Below are 22,452 nucleotides of genomic sequence, written 5' to 3' on the forward strand. Positions count from 1 at the left end.
TTATCTCCGCAAGGCGTCCAGCAGGGTTTGGAACAGGCCATCTGCCGTCGCGATGACCTGCGCGGCGGCTTGATAGGCCTGCTGAAACCGCAACATCTGCGCCGCTTCTTCGTCCAGGTTCACGCCGGAGACCGCATCGCGCGCCGCGCGGGCCTGATCGACGAGCAGGCGTTGCGTGTCCCGTCCCAGCGCGGCCTGACGACTGCGATTGGCCACTTCACCCACCACACGCTCGTACCGCTCACCGTAGGTTGCGCTCCCGCCGTCCAGCAGGCTTTGTGATTGCAGCCCGGCCAGCGCCAATGCGTTGCGGTTGTCGCCGACGCCGCCGCTGTTTGGCGCGACGGTGAACTGATCGCCCGCTTGAGGTGCCCCATTGATCCGGATCTCCCAGCCATTCATGGCGATTGCGGCATCCGCGCTGTAGGCAAAACTGCCGCTGCCATTGATGGAATAGGTGGTGGGCGTGAGGAATTCGATGGTGACTGGCGTCATCAGGGCGGGATCGGTCGGATCGACGACGAGCCCGGCATCAATGCGCCCCGTTCCCGCGTTGCTGAGGGCAGCGCGGGTACGAACGGGGCTGGCTGCGGCGAGTTCGCGGGGGTCATCGATCACCACGCGCAGACTGGCCGCTCCTCCCGCAGTCGGCTGGATCAGGAACCGATCGCCCGCCGCCGGCGTTCCGGTGAGGTCGATGGTGATGCCGTCCAGCGCCAACGGCAGGTTGCCGCTGGTCTGCATGCCATCCGACAGGCGGGTGATCTCCCATTGGCTGCCATCGTAACGCGCCTGGTAGTCGGATGCCGTCAGCGCTCGGGGATCGGTGATGCTCGCTGCCACGGTCGCGGTGCCGGCATTGTCGCGATGCGGCAGAACCCCCGGGGCATCGATTGCAAAGACCGCGGCGCCCAACTGACCGTTGAGATCCATGCCCATGCGATGTTGTTCGTTGACCGTCTCGGCAACGCCAATCGCCAGCTGGCCCAGACTGTTGCGTGCGACGTCGAGCGTTTCGCGCCGAAAGGCCAGTGTCCCGCCGAGACTGCCGCCGGTGAGCTGGTTGCTCACCTGGGGACCAGTGGGGCTGCCATAGGCAATTTCCAGTCGAGTCGGTTCATAGGCATTGGCGACGGTGGCCAGCGGCGTTGCGGTCTGCCCCACAACCAGGGCCTGACCGCTACCTGCAAACACATTGACCGCGCCGTTGTCCTGGGCAACGGTCTGAATCGAAACTTTTTCTCCCAGCTGGCGCAGGGCTTCGTCACGCGCATCGAGCAGATCATTCGGGGGCGTGCCGTTGGCCCGACTTTGAGCGAGTGCGATTTGTCCGTTGAGCTCGGCGACATTTCTGGAAAGTCGATTGATTTCCGTGACATCGCTTGCGATTTGACTGTTCGTCTCGGCTTGCAGGTTGTTCAACTGTGCGTCGAGCGCGTTGAAACGATCCACAAGCAACTCGGCATCGGTCAGCACCACCTGACGTTCGGGGATGCCGGATGGGTTTTCCGCAAGGCGCTCGATGTCGTTGAAAAACTGCGTCAGCATGGGAGAGATGGAGGTGCCAGGCGCCGCAAGCAGGTTGTCGAGGCGAGCGGCGAGTGTCGCATAGCGATCCATCTGCGCGGCTGCACTGCCCGTGTTGCGGACCTGCTCGGTCAGCAATTGATCGTAGCTGCGCCGGACGGTTTGGCTATTGACGCCGGTTCCGAGGTAGAAATCGTTCTGCAGTTCGGCGGGGCGGGTGCCCAGCTCGACCCGCTGACGGCTGTAGCCCTCGGTGGCGACATTGCTGATGTTGTGACTGGTGGTCGTCAGGGCGTTCTGGAAGGCCAGAAGCCCGGATACCCCGGAAGAAAACATGTCGGCCATGACGAACGACTCCGATCAAACCAGGCTCGTGCCGGGTTCGGGTTGATCCAAATGGGTCATGCGCGTCGCCATGATGCGCTTGATCTTCGCGGCATAGTTCGGGTCGGTAGCGTAACCGGCGCGTTGCAAGGCATCGGCAAAGGCGCCGTGATCATTGCCGGCGCCCAGCGCATCCTGATAACGGGGATTGTTCTTGAGCAGCCGGACATAATCAGCAAAGGCGTCCGACAACGAATCATAGGCCCGGAAGTGCTCCAGCCGCCGCTCGCTCACGGTACCGGTGTATTCCAGCGTCGATACCCGTACGCGTTCACCCTCCCAGCCGCGGCCGGCCTTGATGCCGAACAGATTGAAACTCGTGCGGCCATCGGGATGCCGTATCTGACGCTTCCCCCAACCACTTTCGAGAGCGGCCTGGGCCAGGAGCACCTTGGGCGAGACTCCGAGATCCTCGGCGGCCCGTTGGGCATGGGGCCAGAGGGCGCCGATGAAGGCTTCCGGCGAGTTCGGCGGCCAATCGACACGTTCGGCAGCGGATGCGATCCGGGTCGCCATTGCATCGCGAGCAGGGGCGGCCAGTTGCGGTGGCCGATTGACCGGTTCGACGCTGCGCGCGCGCGGCGCCGGTTCGGCATGACCCGACGCGGGGGCGGAGCGAAGTGGCGCCGCTGCGAACGCGGTGAAGGCCGGGAGAGGCGCTGGCCGGACGGCGTGCGTCGGCGGGGTCAGAGTGGGCCGGTTCAGCGTCAGATTCTGAAACAGTCCAGGTGCGGCCGCCTCCGCGGACGAGTCGGCGCGCGGCCGCACGGGTGCCGGATCAAGCTGGCGGGTCACCTGTTCTCCGATACCGAGGCCCTGTCCCTGAGCCAGTTGCTGGCTGATCTGGGTATCGAACAGTTCCTGATAGAACTGGCTCTGATCCGAGTCGGTCACGCCGGGGCTGATGGTCGCGCTGCGCATGTTCTTGAGCATGATCTGAATAAACAGCGACTCGAATTGACGTCCCACTTCGGTTCGCCCCTGATCCGGCTCATTGCGGAGCCGCTCCCGCAAGGTATCCAGGCTCTTTGGGTCGGCAGCAAAGGTATTGGGGGCATGGATCATGCGGACATCCTCGGAATCAGATCACAACCAGCTCGGCACGCAGGGCACCGGCTTCCTTGAGCGCTTCCAGTATGGCGACCAGATCGCCGGGCGCGGCGCCCACTTCGTTGACAGCCCGGACGATCTCGGCGAGACCCACGCCGGGTGCGAACAGGAACATGCGATTGTTCGCTTGACTCACTTCAATGCCCGTGTCCGGCGTCACGACGGTGCGGCCCTGGCCGAACGGTTCGGGCTGGGACACACGAAAATCCTCGCGAATCGTGACGGTCAGACTGCCGTGCGTCACGGCGGCGGGGGAGACACGCACTTCCTGATTGATGACCACCGTTCCGGTTCGGCTGTTGACGATGATTCTGGCCGGGGCTCCCCCTGGCTCCAGTTCAAGGTTCTCGAGCGCCGCGAGAAAGGCCACGCGATGTTCGGCGCTGGCAGGGGCCCGGATGGTGACCGATGCGGCGTCCTGGGCGCGTGCGATTCCCGACCCGAAGCGTTGTTCGATGGCTTCCGACAGGCGGTTGGCGGTGGTGAAATCAGGGTTGTGCAGGTTCAGCTGGATCGCGTCGCCGTGGGCGAAACCGCTGGGGACTTCCCGTTCCACCGAAGCGCCGCCGGGAATTCGGCCGGCGCTCGGGATGTTGATGCTGATACGAGATCCATCGCGTCCCGATACGCCCAGGCCGCCGACGGCCAGATTGCCCTGTGCCATGGCGTACACCCGGCCATCGGCGCCTTTGAGCGGCGTCATCAGCAGGCTGCCGCCGCGCAGGCTCTTGGCATTGCCGATAGAGGCCACGGTGACATCGATGCGCTGGCCCGGCTTGGCAAAGGCCGGCAACTCGGCCTGTACCGAGACCGCGGCCACATTCTTGAGCTGCGGATTGGCATCCGGCGGAACGATGATGCCGAATTCGGCCAGCATGTTCCGGATGCTCTGGATGGTGAAGGGGGCCTGGCTGGTCTGATCTCCGGTGCCGTCCAGCCCGACGACCAGGCCGTAGCCTACCAGCTGGTTGCTGCGAACACCCTGCACGCTGGCGAGATCCTTGACGCGTTCGGCCTGTGCGATCGGGACGCCCGAGGTGATCATCAGCAGCAGGCCGATGAGAATCCGTTGCCGCACGCGGCCATGTAAGGATTGCAGACGCATCATGCCTCCCTAGAACGGCCACACGGGATGATTGAAAAACCGCGCCAGCCATCCCATCGCGTTGCTGTCGGCCAGCGCGCCGCGCCCGCTGTAGGTGATCCGGGCATCGGCCACCTGCGTCGAGGCCACGGTGTTGTCCGGCGTGATGTCGGTTGGCCGCACAATGCCTTCGACCCGCACCAATTCCTGTCCCTGGTTCAGGGTGAGCCATTTTTCACCTTTCACCAGCAGGTTGCCGTTTGGATGGCGGCCCACGACCTGGACCGTGACGCTGCCAGTGAGTCGGTTGCTTTGCTGGCTGGCGCCTTCGCCATTGAAATCGCGATCGCCTTCGATCGACGCGCTCAACAGCGGTTTGCCGCCCCAGGTGACGTTTCGGCCGAACAGGGTCGGGTCGGCGATCTCCACACTCTGGCTCTTGGAAGTCTGGGTGGAGGCACTCTTGCTTGCGTCGGTGCGCTCCGTGAGGACGATGGTCAGCACGTCGCCCACGCGCCGTGCCGTTCGATCCTCGAACAGCGCCCGTTCGGTTTCCGGCCGGTAGATGGCCCCGTTGGGGCTTTTGTCGATCGGCTGAACCGCGGGCAATGTGGGCGGGGGAACCTCGGTCACCCGGGTCGGCGGCGCTCCGGCGCAGCCAACCAGCAGCCAGGCGGTCGCCAGGCCGAGTCCGGGGAGGGTTCGCGATCGATGCAGCAGCGCGTTCACGGCGGTGTGGTCTTACAGATTGTTGTTGAGATATTCGAGCATGCGATCCGTCGTGCTGATGGCCTTGGAGTTCATTTCATAAGCACGTTGGGTCTCGATCATGTTCACGAGCTCTTCCACCACATTCACATTGCCGCTTTCGACGGTGCCTTGCAGCAGCGTGCCCAGGCCGTTGAGCCCCGGGGTGCCGAGCTGCGCCGGGCCCGAGGCAGCGGACTCCATGAACAGGTTCTGGCCTTGCGGTTGCAGGCCCGTGGGATTGACGAAATCCGCGGTTTGCAGGGCGCCGAGCTGCACCGGGGCGGCCTGACCGGGAAGCTGCACGGTGACCGTTCCGTCGCCACCGACGGTCACGCTTTGCGCGCCTTGAGGAATGGTGATGCCGGGCTGGACGACATAGCCATTGGCGGTCACCAGCTGGCCTTGATCATTCAGATTGAACGAGCCATCACGGGTATAGCCCAGGCTGCCATCCGGCATCAGGATCTGGAAAAAGCCGCGTCCCTGGATGGCGAGGTCCAGCGCGTTGCCGGTCTGGACCAGGTTGCCCTGGGTAAAGATTTTTTCGGTGGCCACCACGCGCACACCCGTCCCCAGGTTGAGACCGGAAGGATATTGGGTCTGCTGGCTGCTCTGAGCACCGACCTGACGCAGGTTCTGATAGATCAGATCCTCGAATACCACCCGGCCGCGCTTGAAGCCGGTGGTGTTGGCATTGGCCAGGTTGTTGGCAATGGTCGCCATGCGGGTCTGCTGGGCATCCAGACCGGTTTTCGAAGCCCAAAGTGCCGGATCCATCAGTGTTTCCTTCTCTCAGCGATTTATTCCATCCGCAGCAGCTGGCTGGCTGCAGCGTCGTTGTCTTCGGCTGTTTTCATCAGCTTGACCTGCATCTCGTATTGCCGAGCGAGGGCGATCATGTCGATCAACGCGCGGCTGGCCTGGACATTGCTGGCCTCGAGCATGCCGGGAATCAGGCGGACCTCCGCCGAGGGATCGGCGCGCTGGCCGTCGGGCAGCCGAAACAGACCGGCCTCATCCTTGGTCAACTGCGCTGGATCCGGATCGGCCAACTCGACGCGATCCAGGACCGCCAGGGTATTGGGACGCTCGCCGGGCGGGACGAGGGAAAGGGTCCCGTCCCGCCCGATTTCGATCCGACTGCCGGGCGGCAGGACAATGGGGCCGTTTTGTCCCAGCACCGGATGGCCGGCACCCGTTTCCAGCAAGCCGGTATTGGTCAGTCGCAAATCGCCCGCACGGGTATAGGCCACACCGCCATCGGGAGCCTGGACGGCGATGAATCCACGGTCCTCGATGGCCACGTCGAGTTCACCGCCGGTCGGGATGAGTGCACCCGCAGCGCGATCGAATCCCGAGCGGGCGGCTTCGGTATACACCCGGCTTGGATGACCGTCGCCGTAAAGCGCGCGTGCCTGGAAGGCATCCAGATCCGCCTTGAATCCGACCGTGCTGGCGTTGGCGAGGTTGTGGCTGATCTGCGTTTGTGCACGCTGGATCTGGCCGGCGCCGCTCATGGCGATGTACAGCATTTTGTCCATGGTTCGGAGCCCTCCTCAGCCGCCGGATCAGCGGATGTTGATCACGGTCTGCGTGATTTCATCCATGGTGGAGATCATCTGTGCATTGGCCTGAAAGCCGCGCTGCGAAATGATCATCTGCACCAGCTCCGCTGTCAGGTCGACATTGGATGCTTCCAGCGCCCCCGATTGGATCAACCCGAGGCTACTGGTACCGGCCTCGCCGCGCAGCGGCGCACCGGAGGCAAAGGTTTCCGTCCAGCGCGTATCGCCCTGTTTCTGCAGGCCCTCAGGATTGGGAAAATCGGCCAGGGCGATTTTCCCCAGCGGGATCGACCGGCCATTGCTGTAGCGCGCCTGCACCACGCCGCTGCTGTCGATGTCGATGCCGCTCAACTCACCGCTGGCATAGCCGTCCTGCGTCAGCCGGTTGGTACTGAAGCTGCCGCCGTATTGCGTGGTGCCGGAGAAGTCGACGGTCAGATTCAACGGGTCGGCGCCATTGGTCGGGGTAAATGCGCCATAGGCCGCACTGCCGCCTGCAGGCGTGGCGAGGCTGCCGTTGGCGTTGAAGGTGACGGGTTGCGCGGCGCCGACGGCGGTTCCGTCGACGTAGAGATAGCTGGACCAGGTGTTCGGCGTGGCGCTGTCCTTGACGACGTAGAGCGTCGCTGTGCGCGCCGTGCCCAGCGAATCGTAGACCGTCGTGGAGACGGCGTTGTTGTAGCTTTCGGGGTCGGCCGGATCGAATGTGGCGACGGGCGGGGGCGTTGCGTCGGCCTTGAAGTTGGCGCCGAGCTGAATGATGCTCGAGGCCTGCGGCGCCCCGGCGCCAGCTTCCAGTCTCAGGTCGGCGAGTCCGCCGGTATTGAAACTTTCGGAGCCGCTGATGGGCGGATAAACCTGCAGGCGCGCGCCGTCGGTGGGTGCAACGACATAGCCGTCCCGATCCACGGCGAACGATCCGGCGCGGGTGTACTCGGGGCTTCCGCCCTGACTGACGATGAAAAAGCCATCGCCGCTGATCGCCAGATCGAGGTTGTTGTTCGTGTAATCGATGCTGCCCTGGCTGAACTGTTGCTGGACACCGGCGACCCGCACGCCGCTGCCGGGTGTGGTGGCGCTGATTCCTTGGTAGGACACGGCATAGACATCGGCGAAGGTGGTACGTGATTCCTTGAAGCCGGTGGTGTTGCTATTGGCGATGTTGTTGGCGGTCACGGCAAGGTCGGTGGAAGCGGCGGACAGGCCGGTCAGTGCGACTTGGAAACTCATGACGGAATCCTCGGAAAGCTGGGTAGAGACTGGGGGTTACGATCAGCGAATCTGCTGCACCTGGGTCAGTTCGACGCTTTGGCCATTGGCTAGATTCAGGCGAAGCGCCTGACCGGTCCGGCCAAGGCTTACGCTGCTCACTTCCATTTCGAGCGCAATGCCCGGCGCGTAATTGCCCGCCGTTCCGACGGTTTCCACCCGATAATCCCCCGGAGCGAGGCGCTCACCATTGGCATCCAGGCCATCCCAGGTAAATGACATTCCATTCTCGGTCCGCGTTGGGGCGAGGGTGCGTACCGGCTGGCCGGCCGCGTCGAGGATTCTGATCCGGGTGTCGGGGCCGGCGTCGGCTGGGAGCTGGCCTTGAATGGTGCCTTGTTCTGCAAGGGTCACCGTCGTGGCCGGAATCAAGACCTTGCGTCCAACCAGCGATGAGCCGAGCAAGGCCTGATTGGTGTACAGACTGTTGGCGAGGTCTGCGAAGCCTGCTTGCATTTCCTGGATGCCGCTGACGGTGCTGAACTGTGCCAGTTGACCGAGGAAGGCACCGTTATCCATCGGCTGGGTCGGATCCTGATTGCGCAGCTGGGTCGTCATCAGCAGCAAAAAGTCATCCTGCCCCAACTCGCCTTGGGTCGAGGCGGTGGATTTCTGGGCCACGGACAAGCCCAGCGAATCAATGGTGCTATTGGTCGGGATGGCCGTCATGGCGTGCCTCCTATTGGCCCAGCATGAGGGTGCGCAGCAGCAATTCCTTGCTGGTATTGAGCACCTCGACGTTGTTCTGGTAAGAGCGGGATGCGGAAATCATGTTGACCAGTTCGTCGATTGGATTGACGTTGCTGCCGTAGACATATCCGTCCTTATCGGCCAGCGCATGGCCAGGTTGATACAGGCGTGGGGGCGGCGCCGGGTTTTCCAGAACGCCCAAGGTGCGAACGCCGGCAGCGGCGACGTCGTTGCCATTCGTCGAGGCGAGCGCATCCTTCAACAAGGGGGCGAAGTAAGGCTGACGGGCGCGATAGGCCTCCTGAGCCGAGCCGGCCACATTGTTTGCGTTCGCCATGTTGCTGGCCGTCAGGTTGAGCCGGACCGATTGCGCTTCCAGTGCCGAGCCAGCGATGGTAAAGACATCAAACAGCGACATGGTCAGCGTTCTCCCCCAGTGATGGCCTGTTGCAGGCTGCGCAGACGGCTCTGGATGAACTGCAGCGTGGCCTGGTAATGCACCGCGTTTTCCGCAAACGCGCCCTGTTCCTGTTGCAGGTCGACGCTGTTGCCGTCCAGCGCCGGTTGGGTCGGGACCCGGTAACGGACGTGGTCGTGCACGCCGCTGGAGGGCAGATGTCGTGCATCGGTCCCGGAAAGCGCGAGGTTCCCGGATTGGCTGGTGGCCCGAGACAGGACGGCCTTGAAGTCCACGTCCTTGGCCAGAAATCCAGGCGTATCGGCATTGGCAATGTTGGCGGCAAGCAGACGCGTGCGCGCCGTCCAGACTTTCAGTGCGTCTTCGTGAATTCCCAGACTGTTCGAGAAGGCAGGTTTCATCGTGGCTGTCTCCGCAGAAAGCGCCCGCATCGCGTGGTCACCAGCAAATATCGGGCCATTTGTTTTCAATCAATCATTTGGCACACGGCCGCAGTGCGGCGAATCCGCTTTTGGCCCGGATTGCGCCGGAAACACGTGATCACGGGCCGTTCGAGCGTCAATCCTCTGGCACAGGGTTCAGCGGCTGTTGAGCGCATTCATGTTGGCAATCTGCTGGGTGAGAAAACTGCTGGTGCTCTGAAGCTGGCCGACAAGCTTGTCCAAGGCCGTGAACTGGGCGAGGTAGCGGTTCTGCAGATTTTCCATGCGTTGATCCAGTCGCTCCCGGTCCTGGGTCAATCCGCGGATGGCGTCCTGCAAACTGCGGGTGCGGGCATCGACCACACCGCTGGTGCCGCCATAGCCGGTGACGACCGGCTCCAGCCGATCGAGCAGGCCGCCATCGCCGGTCAATAGGGCTGACACGGCCGTAGGGTCGTTCTTGAGTACCTCATCGAGCCGAGATGCTTTCAGCGTGAGATTCCCCGCCTTGTCGCTCGTGATGCCAATGGCGCTCAATACGCGCAGGTCATTCGTGGTGTCGCTCAAGGGGGTGCTGAGTTCGCGGCGGAGTGTCGCGCCCAGGGCGCGTGCCGCGGAGTCTCCCAGGAGCGGGCCGGCGGACTTGGACTCGGGGTCATAGCGGCTGAGGTTGCCGAGGGTGCTGATCAATGCATTGTAGGTTTCGATAAATTTCTTGATGGCGTCCTTCGCCCCGGTCGAGTCCAGCGCCAATTGCATATCGGCCGGGTTGCCGGGATTGGCAGCGAGCAGCTCCAGATCCACGCCGTCCACCACATCCTCGATGCGGTTGGTCGGACTGCTGCGCAAGACGCCGTCAATCCGAATCTGCGCATTGTGCGCCGGGCTTTGCTCGGTGTAATTGCCGGTCACGGCATTGAGCGGGTCATGGACCAGGCTTGCCAGTCCGCCATTGCCCCCACTTGTGGTGATGGTGATGGCTTGATCGCTGCCCGTCTTGCCTTGGGTGAGAATCAGGTGTTGGCCATCGTCGCCGTCGACCACTCGGGCCACGATGCCCGGGTTGCCAGTGGCCGCGTTGATGCGATCCCGGATGGCGCTCAGTGTCTGGCCGTTCTCATCGATTGCCACCTCGAATGAAGTTCCACCCGCGGTAATCGCCAGTGTTCCGGTGCCGATCGCGGTATTCGCTGCGAAAGCACCTGAGAGCAATTTGTGGGCGCTTGCCATCTGCACGACTTCAATGCGGTATTCGCCGGCGCTTGCGTCGCTCGAGGCCGTGGCCGTAAACAATTCCGGTTGTGAAATCGTGGCCTTGATCTGACCGAACAACCCGGAGCCGCTCAAGGCAGTCAGGCTGTCGCGCAAGGCGACCAAGGCCCCTTTCAGTGCGCCGAATGCCGACAAGCGTGTCTGCAGTTGCGTCTCGCGCTGATCCAGGCGCAATTGCGCAGGCTGTTGTTCGGCCTGTACCAAGCCTTGCACCAAGGCGTTGACATCCAGTCCCGAACCGAGACCCGGAGAGCTGATGGATGCCATGACTCACTCCCGATTGGTGGGGGTCGGGGTCGGGCAGCGATTGCCGGAACCGAGATGCTGATATCGCCGGACACCCTTTATTGAAGAGTAGCCGCAGCCCGAAAAGCGGGGCTGCGGCATTTTTTGGGGCTTTCGCTTTTCTTATCGCAGCAACGAGAGCACCGTCTGGGGCACCTGGTTGGCCTGGGCCAGGATCGCCGTGCCCGCCTGCTGCAGGATCTGGGCTTTGGTCAGATTGGCGGTTTCGGCCGCGAAATCAGCGTCCAAGATCCGCGAGCGGGACGCACTGACATTTTCAGAAGTGGTCTGGGCATTGGAAATGGCTGTGCTGAAGCGGTTCTGCACCGCGCCCAGGCCGGCGCGCAGGTCGGCCACGAACGCCAAAGCGCCGTCGACCACCGCCAGCGCATCACTGGCGCCCGTCTGGGTGCCGACCGACAGGCTGGCCACCGAAGACAGCGAGCTGGCTACCGTACTCGCGTTCAGTACGGTGCTGGTGCCATCGTCGCTGGTCAGGGTGTAGTTACTGGCGGCGTTGAACGATACCTTGCCGCCCACCACCAGGCTGTCGGTGGCGGCTGCGGTGCCACCCGTGGGGCCGGTCAGGCTGACGCCTTCGACATCCAGGGTTTCCCCGGCATCGCCGGAGTGGACGAAGTTTTCCACGCCGATGTCATAGCCTTCCGCGCTGATCAGCTTGATGGAGGCCTTGTCGGAGGACAGTTCGGCGGTAATGCCAGTGGTGGCCGCCTTGCTGTTGATGGCCTCGGACAGCGCTGACAGGTCGGAGGTGCTGATTACGTTGGCCGAAATCGTCTCGCCGGTGCCGTTCGCGCCATAGAGATCGAAGGTCACGGTGCCGGCCGCGCTGAGGCTATCGATGGTCGCCTCGGTGCGCGCGGTGGCGGTCACGCCAGTGGTGGCGCTTTGGGCATTGACGAGCGCGGCCACATCGCGCGCCGTGGCATCAGCGCCCACGGTGACGGCGGCCGTGCCGGTGGTGCCGGAAATGGTCAGCGACTGGGAAGCCACGTTGTTTCCGCCGGTGACGTCGGCCGCGGCCGTCAGCGCGCCGCCCACATTCGTGTTGGAGCTGGCCTGATTCGCGCCGATATCGGTGGCCTTGGAGCTACCGATGCCGAAGCTGATGGTCTGTCCCTGGTAGGCACCAACCTGGAATACCGCATTGGAAAAGCTGCCGTCGAGCAGGGTCTTGCCGTTGAACGAGGTCTGGGTGGCAATGCGGGTAATTTCCTGCTGGAGCTGGGCCACTTCCTTCTGCAGCGAGGCGCGGTCGGTGGCCGAGTTGGTGTCATTGGCCGACTGGACGGCCAGCTCGCGGATGCGTTGCAGCGCGTTGGTGACTTCCCCGAGGGCGCCTTCGGCAGTCTGAGCGACCGAAATCCCGTCATTGGCATTGCGTGCCGCCTGATTCAGCCCGCGGATCTGTGCGGTCATGCGGTCGGAAATAGCGAGGCCGGCCGCATCATCCTTGGCGCTGTTGATGCGGAGGCCCGAGGACAGACGCTGCATGGCGGTTTGCAGCATGCCTTGCGAGGAACCGAGATTGCGCTGGGTGTTCAGCGACATCACGTTGGTGTTGATCACAGCCATGGTTTTCTCCTGGTCTTTCGTTCTTCGATATTTGTGGGATCCGGAGTTTGCAGGCGGTGATACCGTCCTGATTCAACTCTCCCACCAAGGTATCGGTCCGGTCCCGGGTCAGCTTGAGCGGCGCCGATGCACGGGCGATGGCAGCGCTCAAGAACGCGCTATGACGGTCGCTAAAAATCCTGTCGCGAAAACCGGACGTGAGAGGGCTGAACATGGGGCACGAAGAGGCACTGCGCGCCTATCGCCAAGTGGACACGCTGCGGGCGTTGGAATCGGCATCGCCCCATCGCTTGGTGCTGATGCTGATGGATGGCGCCGAACGGGCCATTGCCTGTGCGCGGGGACATCTGATGCGGGGCGAGCCAGGACCCAAGGGGGTTCAGATCGGTCGTGCCATCACCTTGATCGAAGGCCTGCGCAGCGGCCTCGACCATGCTCAGGGTGGCGAAATCGCAGGCAACCTCGATGCGCTTTATCTCTATCTCCAGCAGCGCCTGCTGTTGGCGAATCTGGATGGCCGGGTGGATCTGCTCGATGAAGTGACGGTCTTGCTCCGGCAAATCCGATCGGCTTGGGAGGCCATTGATCCACAGATACAGCCCGGTGCAACGGCTACGCGGGCCGAGTCTGCGCCGGCGATCCCATGAGCCCTCCGATGGGAGAGGTGGTTTCTCTACTGCAGCCCGAGCGGCAGCGCACGCTGGACGAACTGGACACGTTGAGCCAGTCGATGTTGGCGTCCGCGCTGGCCGGCGACTGGGACATCGTGGCTGCCGCGCAGCCTGAGTTCGAGACAGGGCTGCGTCGACTCTGTGCCGGTCAGTCGACCGCGGCCGAAGCTTTTGTGTTGATGCAAGCCCTGAGGCGTCTGCAAGAGCGGATATCCCATCTGGAGGATCTCGCGCATTCCCAGCATGCCGAACTGTCGCTGCATCTTCGGCGCATGCATCGTCATCAAGGTGCGGTGCGCATCTACCAGACGGCCGCCGGTTCCGGCCACGGTCACGGCGGACATGGCTGATGGAGCGTGCCGGACTGTCGCCAGGAGAGGTTCGCGCACTCATCGCGTATGACTGGCAGCGGTCGGCTGCTCCGGATCCAGCGCGCTTGGCCGCGGATGGTCGGGAGGCAGCCCGCCTGATGGCGCTCACGCTTGCGTTCGAAGAGATCTTCAGCACGGGCGGCTCAGGGGAATTTTCCGGCGAGCTGGCGCTGTTGGCTGCACGGATCGATTGGTTGACCCAGTGGGTGCTGGCCGATCGCACCGAGGAAACGGACTGGCGTCATGAATTGCGGCCGATCGTGCTGACCCAGGCTGCCGCTGAATGGCAGGAGCCTGGCACCTGCGCGCCGGGGCAGTGGGGCGTGCTGCGGTTCTATCCCGAGCCCCGTTTGTCCCGATCGCTCGCGTTCTGGGTCGAGGTCGAACGGGTGAGCCCGGAGCCGGACGGCTGTCGCATTCACGCGCAATGGCGTGGCCACAATGAAGAAACCCAGGAGTTGCTCGGGAAGTTGCTGTTTCGCCTGCACAGACAGGAAGTGGCACGTGCGCGTCAACAGATCTAGTGCGCAATGAGCAACTTGGCCCGAAACATGCTTCTACCCCCGCGGTGGACGAAATCTTGACGGAGGAGAACCATGCAGGACATCGGTGGAATCAGCGCTGTGGGCGTCGATGCGCTCCAGCAGGGCGGGCAAAGCCGCAGCCGCCCATCCCATGCCGAAACCGGTTCGGATGAGTCGTTTGCCGCGTTGCTCAAACAAGGCATCGACAATGTCAACGCCCAGCAGCAACAGGCGGCAGCGCTGGCGAGCGGATTCGAGGCAGGGCAGGACGGCGTGGATCTGGCAGAGGTCATGATCGCATCGCAGAAGGCCGGACTGGCATTTCGGGCATTGACGCAGATTCGCAATCAGGTGGTCAGCGCTTATCAGGACGTGATGCGCATGACGATCTGACACCGGAGACGCTGATCCATGGACATCGCTGAAAAAAAATCGCCAGATCGTTTGGCGGACTGGACTTCCTGGCGGGAACGCCTGGCGGCCTTGCCGAGTATGCCGGGCGCTCAGGTACTTGGTCCGGCCGCCGCGCTGGCGTTGCTCGCCGCCGTGTTGATTGCTGCCGCCCTCTGGATGCAGCAACCGGCTTATCGGGTGCTGTACAACGGCCTGTCCGACAAGGAATCCGGGCAGATCGTCGAGGTTCTGCAGGCACAGAAGATCCCCTTCCGAATCAACGATACCAGTGGAGCCATCGAAGTTCCGGGCAATCAGGTCCACGCGGCGCGGCTGAAGCTGGCGACGCAGGGTTTGCCGCAGGGCGCCGGCGTGGGCTTGGAGATGTTGACGCAGCCGCAGGGTCTGGGCGTCTCCCAGTTCATGGAAAACGCACGCTACCAGCACGCGCTGGAGGTGGAGCTGGCGCGCAGCATCGCCAGTCTGCAACCGGTGCAGGAGGCGCGGGTGCATCTGGCGTTGCCGAAGGCGTCGGCCTTCGTGCGCGATCAGAAAAAGCCGAGCGCATCGGTCATCGTCCAGTTGTATCCCGGTCGCAGCCTCGAGGCCGGTCAAGTTGCGGCAATGGTGCATCTGGTTGCAGCGAGCATTCCCGGCATGGATTCCGGTCAGGTCATGGTGGTGGATCAGCGCGGCAATCTTTTGACGCGTGAGCAGGATGATGCCAAAGGTCCGTTGGGACTGAGCGACGATCAGTTCGCCTACGCACGGCGGCTGGAGCGTGAGTATGTGTACCGAATCGAATCGCTGCTGATGCCCATCGTCGGGCCGGGGCGGGTCCATGCACAGGTCAGCGCCGATGTCGATTTCACCGTCGTCGAACAGACTCAGGAGCGTTTCGATCCGGCCAGTCAGGTCCTGCGCAGCGAACAGATGAGCGAGGAACGTCGCACACCCGGCGCGCTACCGGGCGGGATCCCAGGCGCGCTCAGTAATCAGCCTCCCGGTCCTGTGGCCTTGGCGCAGCGCACCGCTTCCGTTGCGGGGCCGGAGGCTGGCCGCAGCGATGGTGCCGAAAGCGAGCGTGACCCGGCTTCGGCACCGCAGGATGTCAGTCTGCAGAGTACCCGCAACTACGAGATCGACAAGACGGTCAGTCGCATCAGTCAACCGGTGGGGACAGTGCGCCGCTTGTCCATTGCGGTTCTGGTCGACGATTGGGAAAGCACGGGGGAGAACGGGGCGGTCAACAAAACGCCGCTCTCGGAGACCGAAATCGCGCAGCTGACCGCGCTGGTGAAGGAATCCGTGGGATTCAGCGCGGTACGCGGCGACAGCATCAACGTGGTGAACCAGTCGTTTCGCGGCATAGGGCTCGATGACGGCGGCGCCGACGTGCCCTGGTGGCAGCAGCCCGGGTTCATGGAATTGGTCAGCAAGGGTTTTGGCATGCTGATCATTGTTCTGGTGCTGTTGATGATCGTTCGACCGCTGCTTCGGCGCTTGCGGAATTCGACGCCCCAGCGGGTGCAGCTGATGGCGCCACCGGCCTTGACCGAGAACACCGGTCGGGCGGATTTGACAGAAGATCGCTTGAGCCTCTCGAACCTGCCTTCCGCCAGGACGGGTGAGGCATCGGCGAACGCTTTGCCGCCTTATGAGAATCGGCTGGAAGCAGCCCGTCTTCTGGCTGCGCGCAACCCGCGGCAGACCGCCGAAGTCGTGAGAGCGTGGATGGGTGGCGATGATTGAGCAGCAGGAGACACTTGCCGGCTGTGACCGCGCCGCCTTGTTGTTGCTCTCGCTGGAAGAGCAGGACGCCGCAGCCGTGTTGCGACTGATGGGGCCCCAAGAGGTCGAGCGCCTGGGGGCGGCCATGGCCAGCCTGCGCAATGTGGCGCAGGCGATGGCGGCGACGGTACTCGACGAATTCATCCGGCGCATGGAAACCGAAGCATCCGTCGGTCAGGCACCCCGCGAACAGGTGCAGCGCATCCTCGCGCATGCCCTGGGCGAGCCGCGCGCCAGCGTCATGACCGACCGACTGTTTGGCGCCACCGCGCCGGGCAAGGGCCTGGAAACGGTCAAGTGGTGCGATACCCGGACCATTGCGGAAACCATCGCTGGTGAGCATCCCCAGGTGATCGCCATCGTGCTGTCGCACCTGCAGGCCGAGCGAGCCGCCCAAGTGATCGACATGCTTCCCGAGGCGTTGCGCGGGGAGGTGATCTTGCGGATCGCCAACCTCGACGGAGTATCCCAGGAAGCCTTGGAGGCATTGGACGATCTGCTGCAAAACCAGCTGGCGGGCGCACGGCCGGCCAAGCGATATGGCTTGGGCGGCATCAAGGTTGCGGCGGACATCATCAATGCGCTGAAGAGCGCAGCCGATGGCGGCGTTCTGGCGCAGCTGGCCGAACAGGCGCCCGAATTGGCCGAGCAGATTCGTGACCGGATGTTCGTGTTCGAGCATTTGCTGTCGGTGGATGATCGTGGCATGCAGGTCCTGTTGCGGGATATTCGGCCGGAGCTGCTGGTGCTGTCGCTCAAGGGTGCCGATGAGCGGATGCGCGAAAAGATCTTCCGCAACATGTCGAAAAGAGCTGCGGAAATGCTGCAGGACGATCTCGCTGCCAAAGGTCCTGTTCGGCTTTCTGAAGTGGAAGCGGCCCAGAAAGAAATCCTGGTTCAGGCCCGCCGGCTGGCAGAGCAGGGCAGTCTGATTCTCTCCGGACAGGGAGGAGAAGCCTATGTCTGATTGGAAGTCGGCGCCCTCTGGTAAGCCCGCCACCCCCTATCAACGCTGGCAGCCGCCGGTTTGGGATGAGCTCGAACCGATGCTTGAGCCCCTGCGGGCCGAGCCAGCGGCCAATGCGGAGCCCCTGGCCGCCTCGGCTCTGGAACAGTTGCAGCATGACGCCTACGAGGAAGCCTATGCCGTGGGTCTGCGGGAAGGGCGTGCCGCGGGGCGGGAGCAGGTTGCAGCCGAAGCGGCACGATGGCAGGCGCTCATTGACCAGCTGGCTCATCCGCTTCGGGCCTTGGACGAGCACGTGGAAGCGGAGCTGGTGCGGTTGGTGCAGGTCCTGGTCCGGCAGATCCTGCTGCGCGAAATGCGCGAATCGCCGTCGGTCGTGGCGGGCTGGATCAAGTCGGGTCTGGCGGCTTTGCCCGGCGGGGCGGATCGCATCGACGTCCATCTGCATCCGGCGGATGCGGCCTGGTTGCGCGAGCAACTGGACGATCATCCGCACTGGCAGCTCATCGAGGACGCGCAGCTGCCGCGCGGCGCTTGCCGAATCGACAGCGCCGATACGCAAGTCGACGCCGGCTTGGATGCGCGCCTGATGGCGGCGTTTGCCCATGTGTTCGGCGAAACCGCGTCGGCGGTGGAGGCTGCTGATGGCGGGTGAAGCCCTTCCGATCGCCGAACCCGAAGCGCGATGGCCCGCGTTTCTGACGCGCGCCCAGACGCGTGCGCAGAGCTTTGTCTACCGGCCGCAAGCCAGCGGCCGTCTGCGGCGGGTGGTGGGTCTGACCCTGGAAGCCAGCGGCTGCCGTGCGGCGGTGGGTGAGCGCTGCCTGGTCGAGACCCAGGAGGGTGGCCGGCTGGAGGCCGAAGTGGTCGGGTTTGCCGGCGATCGGCTCTACCTCATGCCCACCCATCCGATTCACGGCCTCGCTCCCGATGCGCGAGTCTTTCCCTCGAATACCCAATGGCAGATACGCACTGGCGAAGGCTTGCTGGGCCGTGTGCTCGACGGCGCCGGCGAACCGATCGATGGCTTGGGTCCGCTGCGCTGCAGCGCGGAGCGGCCACTGTACGGCGCGCCGCTCAATCCGCTCGAGCGCGGCTTGATTCGCCAGCCGCTGGATGTGGGCGTGCGGACGCTCAATGCGCTGCTCACCGTGGGGCGCGGGCAGCGTCTGGGCCTGTTCGCGGGCAGCGGGGTCGGCAAGAGCGTGCTGCTGGGCATGATGACCCGCTATACCGAAGCGGATGTCACCGTGGTGGCACTGATCGGTGAACGGGGCCGGGAAGTGCGCGAGTTCGTCGAGCAGATCCTGGGTCGGGATGGCCTGCGGCGCGCCGTCGTGGTGGCCACGCCCGCTGACCACCCGCCCCTGATGCGTCTGCAGGGCGCGTGGGTCGCCACCGCATTGGCGGAATCCTTTCGCGACCAGGGCAAGAACGTGCTGTTGCTGATGGATTCGTTGACCCGCGTGGCACAGGCGCAGCGTGAGATCGCCCTGGCCATCGGCGAGCCGCCGGCCACCAAAGGCTATCCGCCCTCGGTGTTTGCCCAGATTCCGCGCTTGGTCGAACGGGCCGGCAATATGGCCGGCCCCGGTTCACTGACGGCGTTCTATACCGTGCTGGCCGAAGGGGATGACCAGAACGATCCTGTCGTCGATGCCGCGCGGGCCATTCTCGACGGACACATCGTGTTGAGCCGGCGTCTCGCTGAAGCCGGGCAGTTCCCGGCCATCGATGTGGAAGCGTCGGTGAGCCGCGTGTTGACCGATATCGCCGGGCCGGAACATCTGCGCTGGATCCGGCGTTTTCGCCAGATCTATGCGACCTATGCGCAGCACGGCGATCTCATCCGCCTTGGCGCCTATCAGCGCGGCAGTGACGCTGCGATCGATGAGGCCATTGCGCTGTGGCCGCGATTGCAGGCCTTTTTGCGCCAGGACCTGCGCGAAGCGGTGTCCTTTTCCGAGAGTCTCAATGCCTTGGCGGCGGTCCTGCCCGCTGAGGTATTGACCGCAGCCGTCGGCAAAATCGCTGAAGGAGTACAGGCATGACCGGGATCCAGCAGCTCGAGCCGTTGCACAGCATGGCCCGGCGCAATGCCGATCAGGCCGCGCGCGATCTGGGACAGGCGCTCGCGCGCAAGGAACAGCTCGATCGTCAAATGGCGGAACTGGTGCGCTATCGCGCGGACTACCGCGAGGAGCTGCGCTGCGCCATGTCGGAAAGCCTGCGGATCGATCAGGCGCACGCCTACCGGAATCTGCTCGAGCGCCTGGATGCCGCGATCGAGCGGCAGCAGGCGCTGCTGGACACTCAGGTGAGGGCTTGTGACCAGGCCCGGCATCAGTATTTCGATCGTCACGCCCGGTTGCAGGCGCTTGACCAACTGATTCAGGCACGGCGCAAGGCGGAACGGGCGCGTCAGGCGGTTCGTGAACAGCATCTGCTCGATGATCTGACGCAATCGCGCTGGCGTCTGGCGAAGTCCGTGTCATGAATGGCTTGTCGACCGGCTTTCTCCCTCAGGTCGAGGTGACCGCGGCGGTGAACGCCGAGCGTACGCCGGGGGAGGCCACCGAGGAATCGTCGTCGGCCGATGGGTTTGCGACGCTGCTCGAAGTCGTCGGGACGGCGTTGAGCGCCCTGAAGTCCGCCACGCAGCCGGTAGCCGCGGACCGGTCATCAGGGGCCGAAGGCGACGCGCCGACCGCACCGGACATGATCCCGCCGGATGAGGCGGCATCGGCGCCGGACGGCCTTTGGGCGCTGCCTGGACTCGGTTTGTCTGGGGGCGAATCGCCGTTCAGGCTGTTTGCGCCCCTCGCGCCGCAACCCGCCGGGCAGGATGCCCAGCGGCGGCTGCCGATTTCGCCGGCGGATCCACCTCGCCTGCACTCCACCCGTGTCGTTCTGGATGAGGTGCCGCCAGCGGATGATGGCGCGGTCTCGCCGCCCGTCGATACGGTGCTGACATCGGCTTCGCTCACACGGCCACCAGTCGCTTCGCCGTCTGCGGAACCGGGCGGCGACCCTCTGGACGCGGCGGCGCCGCAAGCGATCCGCGAACTGGATCTGCTCAGCGGCCGAGAAGGGAACTCGATCGATGGCACCGACGGGCCGCTGGCCGAGATGGCGCAGCGGTTGATCCGCGATCGGCCCGCTGTTCTTCGGTCCGAACCGGAACCGATGTTTTCCTTGCCGCGCTCGATCCATCATCCGGACTGGGCAGCGGATGTGGGCGAACGGCTGGTCTGGATGCAACGCGCTGACCTCAAGACTGCACATCTGCGGTTGGATCCGCCGCAGCTGGGCGAGATCGAGGTTCACATCACCCTGCGTGAAGCCGGCACCGAAATCTGGTTCTCGACCGCGTCGGCCACGGTGCGTGAGGCATTGGAAACGGCTCTGCCGCGGCTGCGGGAAATGTTTAGTCAGAATGGACTGCAACTGGACCAGGCGGGTGTCTACTCCGGCGGGGGTGGCGGGGAATCCCCGGCGTTCGCGCGGTCGCCGCAGCCATCGCGGCGTCTGCTGCAGGCGCATACTGCGGAACCTGTGGCGCCTGTCGCGTTGTCGCGGCCGCACGGTGGCTTGTTCGAGGCCTATGCCTGAGCAACCTTCGAGCCGCTGAACGGGCTGCGTGGTGTCAAAATCAAGTCGACGCCCTGTGATTCTGCCAACGATACCGTTCCGGTTTTTTGACGCTTTACCGTCCCGCTTTCCTGCCTTCGTCGAGAAGCAATTGAATTAAGGCCTATTTTTCGTCTGGCCCGAATTTTGCCCTGCGCTTGAACGAATCGTTCATGTAAACCAAAGGGGCTTTCGTGGCGCAGCAAATCGATCCAGCCCCAGCCGCTCCGCGGGCTGGCCGTTCGAAGACCTTGATCCTGATCGTGGTACTGGCCTTGGCGCTTGGTGCCGGCGCGGCTGCGGGTGCGTGGTTTCTATGGGGCCGGACCGGTCCGGGTGAGGCTGAGCCCGACCCGGCCGCCAGCGCCCACGGCGGCGCCCACGCGGCGGCCAGCACCGTGTTCTTCACCCTGGAGCCCTCCTTCGTCGTCAATTTCGAGCTTCCCTCGCCGGTGCGCTTCCTGCAGGTCACGGTCGAGCTGGAGTTGGGCAGTGCAGCCGACGAGGAAGCCGTGAAGAAGCATCAGCCCGTCATTCGCAACAATCTGCTGCTGTTGTTCAGTGCCCAGGATTACGAGGGGTTGCGCACGCGGGAAGACAAGGAACGGTTGCGTGAAGCCGTGTTGCAAGAGGTGCGCTCGATTTTGAAGGAACGCGCCGGGCGCGACGGCGTGGTGCAAGTGTACTTCACCCATTTCGTCATGCAGTAGGAACGAGCCATGGGTACGGTCGGCGACATTCTGTCTCAGGAAGAGATTGCAGCCTTGCTTCACGATGCGACCCCGGGTGCATCCGGTCCGATCGTGGCGACCTTCGATTTTGCTGCGGATGATCACCAGATTCGCGCCCTCCTGCCGTTGTTCGATCCCATTGCCCAGAACTTCGCCCGACGTCTGCAGCACACATTGAGTGCGGGCTTGCGTCAACCGGTCGCGATCGCGGTACGGCCGGCCGTCTGCCATGGGTCGTCGACGGCCGCCCTGGCCACGCTGGGCGCGGTGTCCACGGCTTGCCTGGAAAGTACCGATCCGGTCGATTTCCTGTGGGTCGCCATCGAAAGCTCGTGGGTGATTCGAATGGTGGACGCCTACTACGGCGGCGCTGGTGGGCAGAGTGGCGGCGACTACGCGGCGTCGCTGGCCGCGAACTGGGCCCAGCGTCGGCTGATCGAGCTGGTCCGATCGGAGCTGTTGGCCGTTTGGCCGCCTGCCCATCCGCTTCATTTGGCCCCGGTCGAGGCGCAGGGCGGAAAGCCGGTGGCAGGTGCCGGCGAAAACCCCGAGAAGGTGATTCTGCAGCCTTTTGCCCTGCAGATGGCAGAGCAGGAAGCGGAGCTTGCGCTGGTGATTCCCCTGTCGTTGCTGACCGGAATCACCACATCGGAGATGCCGTACAGCGTGGCGCGGCAGAAGGGCTGGCAGCGTGCCCTGGGGCAGGCATTGCGCGAAGCGCCCCTGACCCTGTCGGCGCAGCTGGCCGAGGTCCGGCTGACAGTGCGGGAACTGCTGGCGCTTCGCAACGGCGACATCCTGCCGCTCGAAGCCCCCAGCCGGGTCAAGGTCTATCTCGAAGATCGGTCCCTGATGGAGGGTGAAATCGGTATGACGGGCGGACGCAAGGTCGTGCGGCTGCGGCACGGCATGGATCACCTGGACGATACAGGCAAGGGAGTGAACTGATGGCGGAAACGATCGAGCGAACCGAACAGCCGGCCGAAGCCGCGGCAGCAGAGC

Annotated in this window: 24 protein-coding genes; 12 read left to right on the forward strand and 12 right to left on the reverse strand. The window is 64.0% G+C overall.

Going from position 1 to position 22,452, the window contains the following annotated elements; genetic code table 11:
* The 12 genes from flgK to E4680_RS14530 form a co-directional block, all read right to left on the reverse strand.
* Positions 1 to 1,872, reverse strand: coding sequence for a flagellar hook-associated protein FlgK (flgK, locus tag E4680_RS04260; RefSeq protein ID WP_135281151.1), 1,872 nt, complete (start codon positions 1,870 to 1,872; stop codon positions 1 to 3).
* 15 nt (positions 1,873 to 1,887) lie between these two features.
* Complete coding sequence (gene flgJ / locus E4680_RS04265) at positions 1,888 to 2,976, reverse strand: flagellar assembly peptidoglycan hydrolase FlgJ (RefSeq protein WP_135281152.1); 1,089 nt, start codon at positions 2,974 to 2,976, stop codon at positions 1,888 to 1,890.
* A gap of 16 nt (positions 2,977 to 2,992) precedes the next feature.
* Positions 2,993 to 4,120 carry a flagellar basal body P-ring protein FlgI gene (locus E4680_RS04270; RefSeq protein ID WP_422666664.1) on the reverse strand — a complete coding sequence of 376 codons (1,128 nt, stop codon included), beginning with the start codon at positions 4,118 to 4,120 and terminating at the stop codon, positions 2,993 to 2,995.
* Positions 4,121 to 4,135: 15 nt separating this feature from the next.
* Positions 4,136 to 4,822: a flagellar basal body L-ring protein FlgH gene (gene flgH / locus E4680_RS04275; protein ID WP_135281279.1), complete on the reverse strand. Its 687-nt coding sequence runs from the start codon at positions 4,820 to 4,822 to the stop codon at positions 4,136 to 4,138.
* 24 nt (positions 4,823 to 4,846) lie between these two features.
* The gene (gene flgG, locus E4680_RS04280; protein ID WP_135281154.1) at positions 4,847 to 5,632 is read right to left on the reverse strand and encodes a flagellar basal-body rod protein FlgG; all 786 of its coding nucleotides are present in this window, start codon (positions 5,630 to 5,632) and stop codon (positions 4,847 to 4,849) included.
* Positions 5,633 to 5,655: 23 nt separating this feature from the next.
* Positions 5,656 to 6,396 (reverse strand): flagellar basal-body rod protein FlgF, encoded by a 741-nt coding sequence (gene flgF, locus E4680_RS04285; protein ID WP_135281155.1) that lies wholly within the window; start codon positions 6,394 to 6,396, stop codon positions 5,656 to 5,658.
* A gap of 27 nt (positions 6,397 to 6,423) precedes the next feature.
* Positions 6,424 to 7,650, reverse strand: a complete 1,227-nt coding sequence (flgE, locus tag E4680_RS04290) for a flagellar hook protein FlgE (protein WP_135281156.1) — start codon at positions 7,648 to 7,650, stop codon at positions 6,424 to 6,426.
* A gap of 42 nt (positions 7,651 to 7,692) precedes the next feature.
* Positions 7,693 to 8,358: a flagellar hook assembly protein FlgD gene (locus E4680_RS04295; RefSeq protein ID WP_135281157.1), complete on the reverse strand. Its 666-nt coding sequence runs from the start codon at positions 8,356 to 8,358 to the stop codon at positions 7,693 to 7,695.
* 10 nt (positions 8,359 to 8,368) lie between these two features.
* Entirely contained in the window at positions 8,369 to 8,797 is a 429-nt protein-coding gene (gene flgC, locus E4680_RS04300; RefSeq protein WP_135281158.1) for a flagellar basal body rod protein FlgC, read from the reverse strand.
* 2 nt (positions 8,798 to 8,799) lie between these two features.
* Entirely contained in the window at positions 8,800 to 9,198 is a 399-nt protein-coding gene (flgB, locus tag E4680_RS04305; RefSeq protein WP_135281159.1) for a flagellar basal body rod protein FlgB, read from the reverse strand.
* A gap of 177 nt (positions 9,199 to 9,375) precedes the next feature.
* On the reverse strand, positions 9,376 to 10,758 hold the full coding sequence (gene fliD / locus E4680_RS04310; RefSeq protein ID WP_135281160.1) for a flagellar filament capping protein FliD: 1,383 nt from the start codon (positions 10,756 to 10,758) through the stop codon (positions 9,376 to 9,378).
* A gap of 141 nt (positions 10,759 to 10,899) precedes the next feature.
* Positions 10,900 to 12,372 carry a flagellin N-terminal helical domain-containing protein gene (locus E4680_RS14530; protein ID WP_135281161.1) on the reverse strand — a complete coding sequence of 491 codons (1,473 nt, stop codon included), beginning with the start codon at positions 12,370 to 12,372 and terminating at the stop codon, positions 10,900 to 10,902.
* A gap of 212 nt (positions 12,373 to 12,584) precedes the next feature.
* Here E4680_RS14530 and fliS point away from each other — a divergent pair, with 212 nt between their 5' ends.
* The 12 genes from fliS (at position 12,585) to E4680_RS04375 (ending at position 22,398) form a co-directional block, all read left to right on the forward strand.
* Positions 12,585 to 13,019 carry a flagellar export chaperone FliS gene (fliS, locus tag E4680_RS04320; RefSeq protein ID WP_135281162.1) on the forward strand — a complete coding sequence of 145 codons (435 nt, stop codon included), beginning with the start codon at positions 12,585 to 12,587 and terminating at the stop codon, positions 13,017 to 13,019.
* Entirely contained in the window at positions 13,016 to 13,393 is a 378-nt protein-coding gene (gene fliT, locus E4680_RS04325; protein WP_135281163.1) for a flagellar protein FliT, read from the forward strand. The genes fliS and fliT overlap by 4 nt, the downstream gene beginning before the upstream one ends.
* Entirely contained in the window at positions 13,393 to 13,938 is a 546-nt protein-coding gene (locus E4680_RS04330) for a PilZ domain-containing protein (protein ID WP_135281164.1), read from the forward strand. Before fliT ends, E4680_RS04330 begins: the two co-directional genes overlap by 1 nt.
* Before the next feature lie 72 nt (positions 13,939 to 14,010).
* Positions 14,011 to 14,331 carry a flagellar hook-basal body complex protein FliE gene (gene fliE, locus E4680_RS04335; protein WP_135281165.1) on the forward strand — a complete coding sequence of 107 codons (321 nt, stop codon included), beginning with the start codon at positions 14,011 to 14,013 and terminating at the stop codon, positions 14,329 to 14,331.
* An 18-nt stretch (positions 14,332 to 14,349) separates the two neighbouring features.
* Positions 14,350 to 16,083 carry a flagellar basal-body MS-ring/collar protein FliF gene (gene fliF / locus E4680_RS04340; RefSeq protein WP_135281166.1) on the forward strand — a complete coding sequence of 578 codons (1,734 nt, stop codon included), beginning with the start codon at positions 14,350 to 14,352 and terminating at the stop codon, positions 16,081 to 16,083.
* Complete coding sequence (gene fliG / locus E4680_RS04345) at positions 16,076 to 17,089, forward strand: flagellar motor switch protein FliG (protein WP_240696111.1); 1,014 nt, start codon at positions 16,076 to 16,078, stop codon at positions 17,087 to 17,089. The genes fliF and fliG overlap by 8 nt, the downstream gene beginning before the upstream one ends.
* Positions 17,082 to 17,744, forward strand: a complete 663-nt coding sequence (locus tag E4680_RS04350; protein ID WP_135281167.1) for a FliH/SctL family protein — start codon at positions 17,082 to 17,084, stop codon at positions 17,742 to 17,744. The genes fliG and E4680_RS04350 overlap by 8 nt, the downstream gene beginning before the upstream one ends.
* Entirely contained in the window at positions 17,734 to 19,140 is a 1,407-nt protein-coding gene (gene fliI, locus E4680_RS04355) for a flagellar protein export ATPase FliI (RefSeq protein WP_135281168.1), read from the forward strand. Before E4680_RS04350 ends, fliI begins: the two co-directional genes overlap by 11 nt.
* Positions 19,137 to 19,586 (forward strand): flagellar export protein FliJ, encoded by a 450-nt coding sequence (gene fliJ, locus E4680_RS04360; protein WP_135281169.1) that lies wholly within the window; start codon positions 19,137 to 19,139, stop codon positions 19,584 to 19,586. Before fliI ends, fliJ begins: the two co-directional genes overlap by 4 nt.
* A complete protein-coding gene (locus E4680_RS04365) occupies positions 19,583 to 20,701 on the forward strand; it encodes a flagellar hook-length control protein FliK (protein ID WP_135281170.1) in 1,119 nt (372 codons plus the stop codon). The genes fliJ and E4680_RS04365 overlap by 4 nt, the downstream gene beginning before the upstream one ends.
* 212 nt (positions 20,702 to 20,913) lie before the next feature.
* Entirely contained in the window at positions 20,914 to 21,429 is a 516-nt protein-coding gene (locus tag E4680_RS04370; RefSeq protein WP_135281171.1) for a flagellar basal body-associated FliL family protein, read from the forward strand.
* A gap of 9 nt (positions 21,430 to 21,438) precedes the next feature.
* The gene (locus E4680_RS04375; RefSeq protein ID WP_135281172.1) at positions 21,439 to 22,398 is read left to right on the forward strand and encodes a FliM/FliN family flagellar motor switch protein; all 960 of its coding nucleotides are present in this window, start codon (positions 21,439 to 21,441) and stop codon (positions 22,396 to 22,398) included.
* The last annotated feature ends 54 nt before the right edge of the window (positions 22,399 to 22,452 follow it).

Origin of the sequence: Candidatus Macondimonas diazotrophica, from assembly GCF_004684205.1 — a bacterium.
Taxonomy (GTDB): Bacteria; Pseudomonadota; Gammaproteobacteria; order UBA5335; family UBA5335; genus Macondimonas; species Macondimonas diazotrophica.

Bases quoted from the DNA above. Each gene is read 5' to 3' on its own strand.
- E4680_RS04330 (WP_135281164.1), top strand. From the start codon at position 13,393: ATGGAGCGTGCCGGACTGTCGCCAGGAGAGGTTCGCGCACTCATCGCG.
- flgJ (WP_135281152.1), bottom strand. From the start codon at position 2,976: ATGATCCATGCCCCCAATACCTTTGCTGCCGACCCAAAGAGCCTGGAT.
- E4680_RS04375 (WP_135281172.1), top strand. From the start codon at position 21,439: ATGGGTACGGTCGGCGACATTCTGTCTCAGGAAGAGATTGCAGCCTTG.
- flgG (WP_135281154.1), bottom strand. From the start codon at position 5,632: ATGGATCCGGCACTTTGGGCTTCGAAAACCGGTCTGGATGCCCAGCAG.
- fliE (WP_135281165.1), top strand. From the start codon at position 14,011: ATGCAGGACATCGGTGGAATCAGCGCTGTGGGCGTCGATGCGCTCCAG.
- fliS (WP_135281162.1), top strand. From the start codon at position 12,585: ATGGGGCACGAAGAGGCACTGCGCGCCTATCGCCAAGTGGACACGCTG.
- flgB (WP_135281159.1), bottom strand. From the start codon at position 9,198: ATGAAACCTGCCTTCTCGAACAGTCTGGGAATTCACGAAGACGCACTG.
- flgF (WP_135281155.1), bottom strand. From the start codon at position 6,396: ATGGACAAAATGCTGTACATCGCCATGAGCGGCGCCGGCCAGATCCAG.
- flgK (WP_135281151.1), bottom strand. From the start codon at position 1,872: ATGGCCGACATGTTTTCTTCCGGGGTATCCGGGCTTCTGGCCTTCCAG.
- E4680_RS14530 (WP_135281161.1), bottom strand. From the start codon at position 12,372: ATGGCTGTGATCAACACCAACGTGATGTCGCTGAACACCCAGCGCAAT.
- fliJ (WP_135281169.1), top strand. From the start codon at position 19,137: ATGACCGGGATCCAGCAGCTCGAGCCGTTGCACAGCATGGCCCGGCGC.
- fliF (WP_135281166.1), top strand. From the start codon at position 14,350: ATGGACATCGCTGAAAAAAAATCGCCAGATCGTTTGGCGGACTGGACT.
- E4680_RS04365 (WP_135281170.1), top strand. From the start codon at position 19,583: ATGAATGGCTTGTCGACCGGCTTTCTCCCTCAGGTCGAGGTGACCGCG.
- E4680_RS04295 (WP_135281157.1), bottom strand. From the start codon at position 8,358: ATGACGGCCATCCCGACCAATAGCACCATTGATTCGCTGGGCTTGTCC.
- fliT (WP_135281163.1), top strand. From the start codon at position 13,016: ATGAGCCCTCCGATGGGAGAGGTGGTTTCTCTACTGCAGCCCGAGCGG.
- fliG (WP_240696111.1), top strand. From the start codon at position 16,076: ATGATTGAGCAGCAGGAGACACTTGCCGGCTGTGACCGCGCCGCCTTG.
- fliD (WP_135281160.1), bottom strand. From the start codon at position 10,758: ATGGCATCCATCAGCTCTCCGGGTCTCGGTTCGGGACTGGATGTCAAC.
- flgE (WP_135281156.1), bottom strand. From the start codon at position 7,650: ATGAGTTTCCAAGTCGCACTGACCGGCCTGTCCGCCGCTTCCACCGAC.
- E4680_RS04350 (WP_135281167.1), top strand. From the start codon at position 17,082: ATGTCTGATTGGAAGTCGGCGCCCTCTGGTAAGCCCGCCACCCCCTAT.
- flgC (WP_135281158.1), bottom strand. From the start codon at position 8,797: ATGTCGCTGTTTGATGTCTTTACCATCGCTGGCTCGGCACTGGAAGCG.
- fliI (WP_135281168.1), top strand. From the start codon at position 17,734: ATGGCGGGTGAAGCCCTTCCGATCGCCGAACCCGAAGCGCGATGGCCC.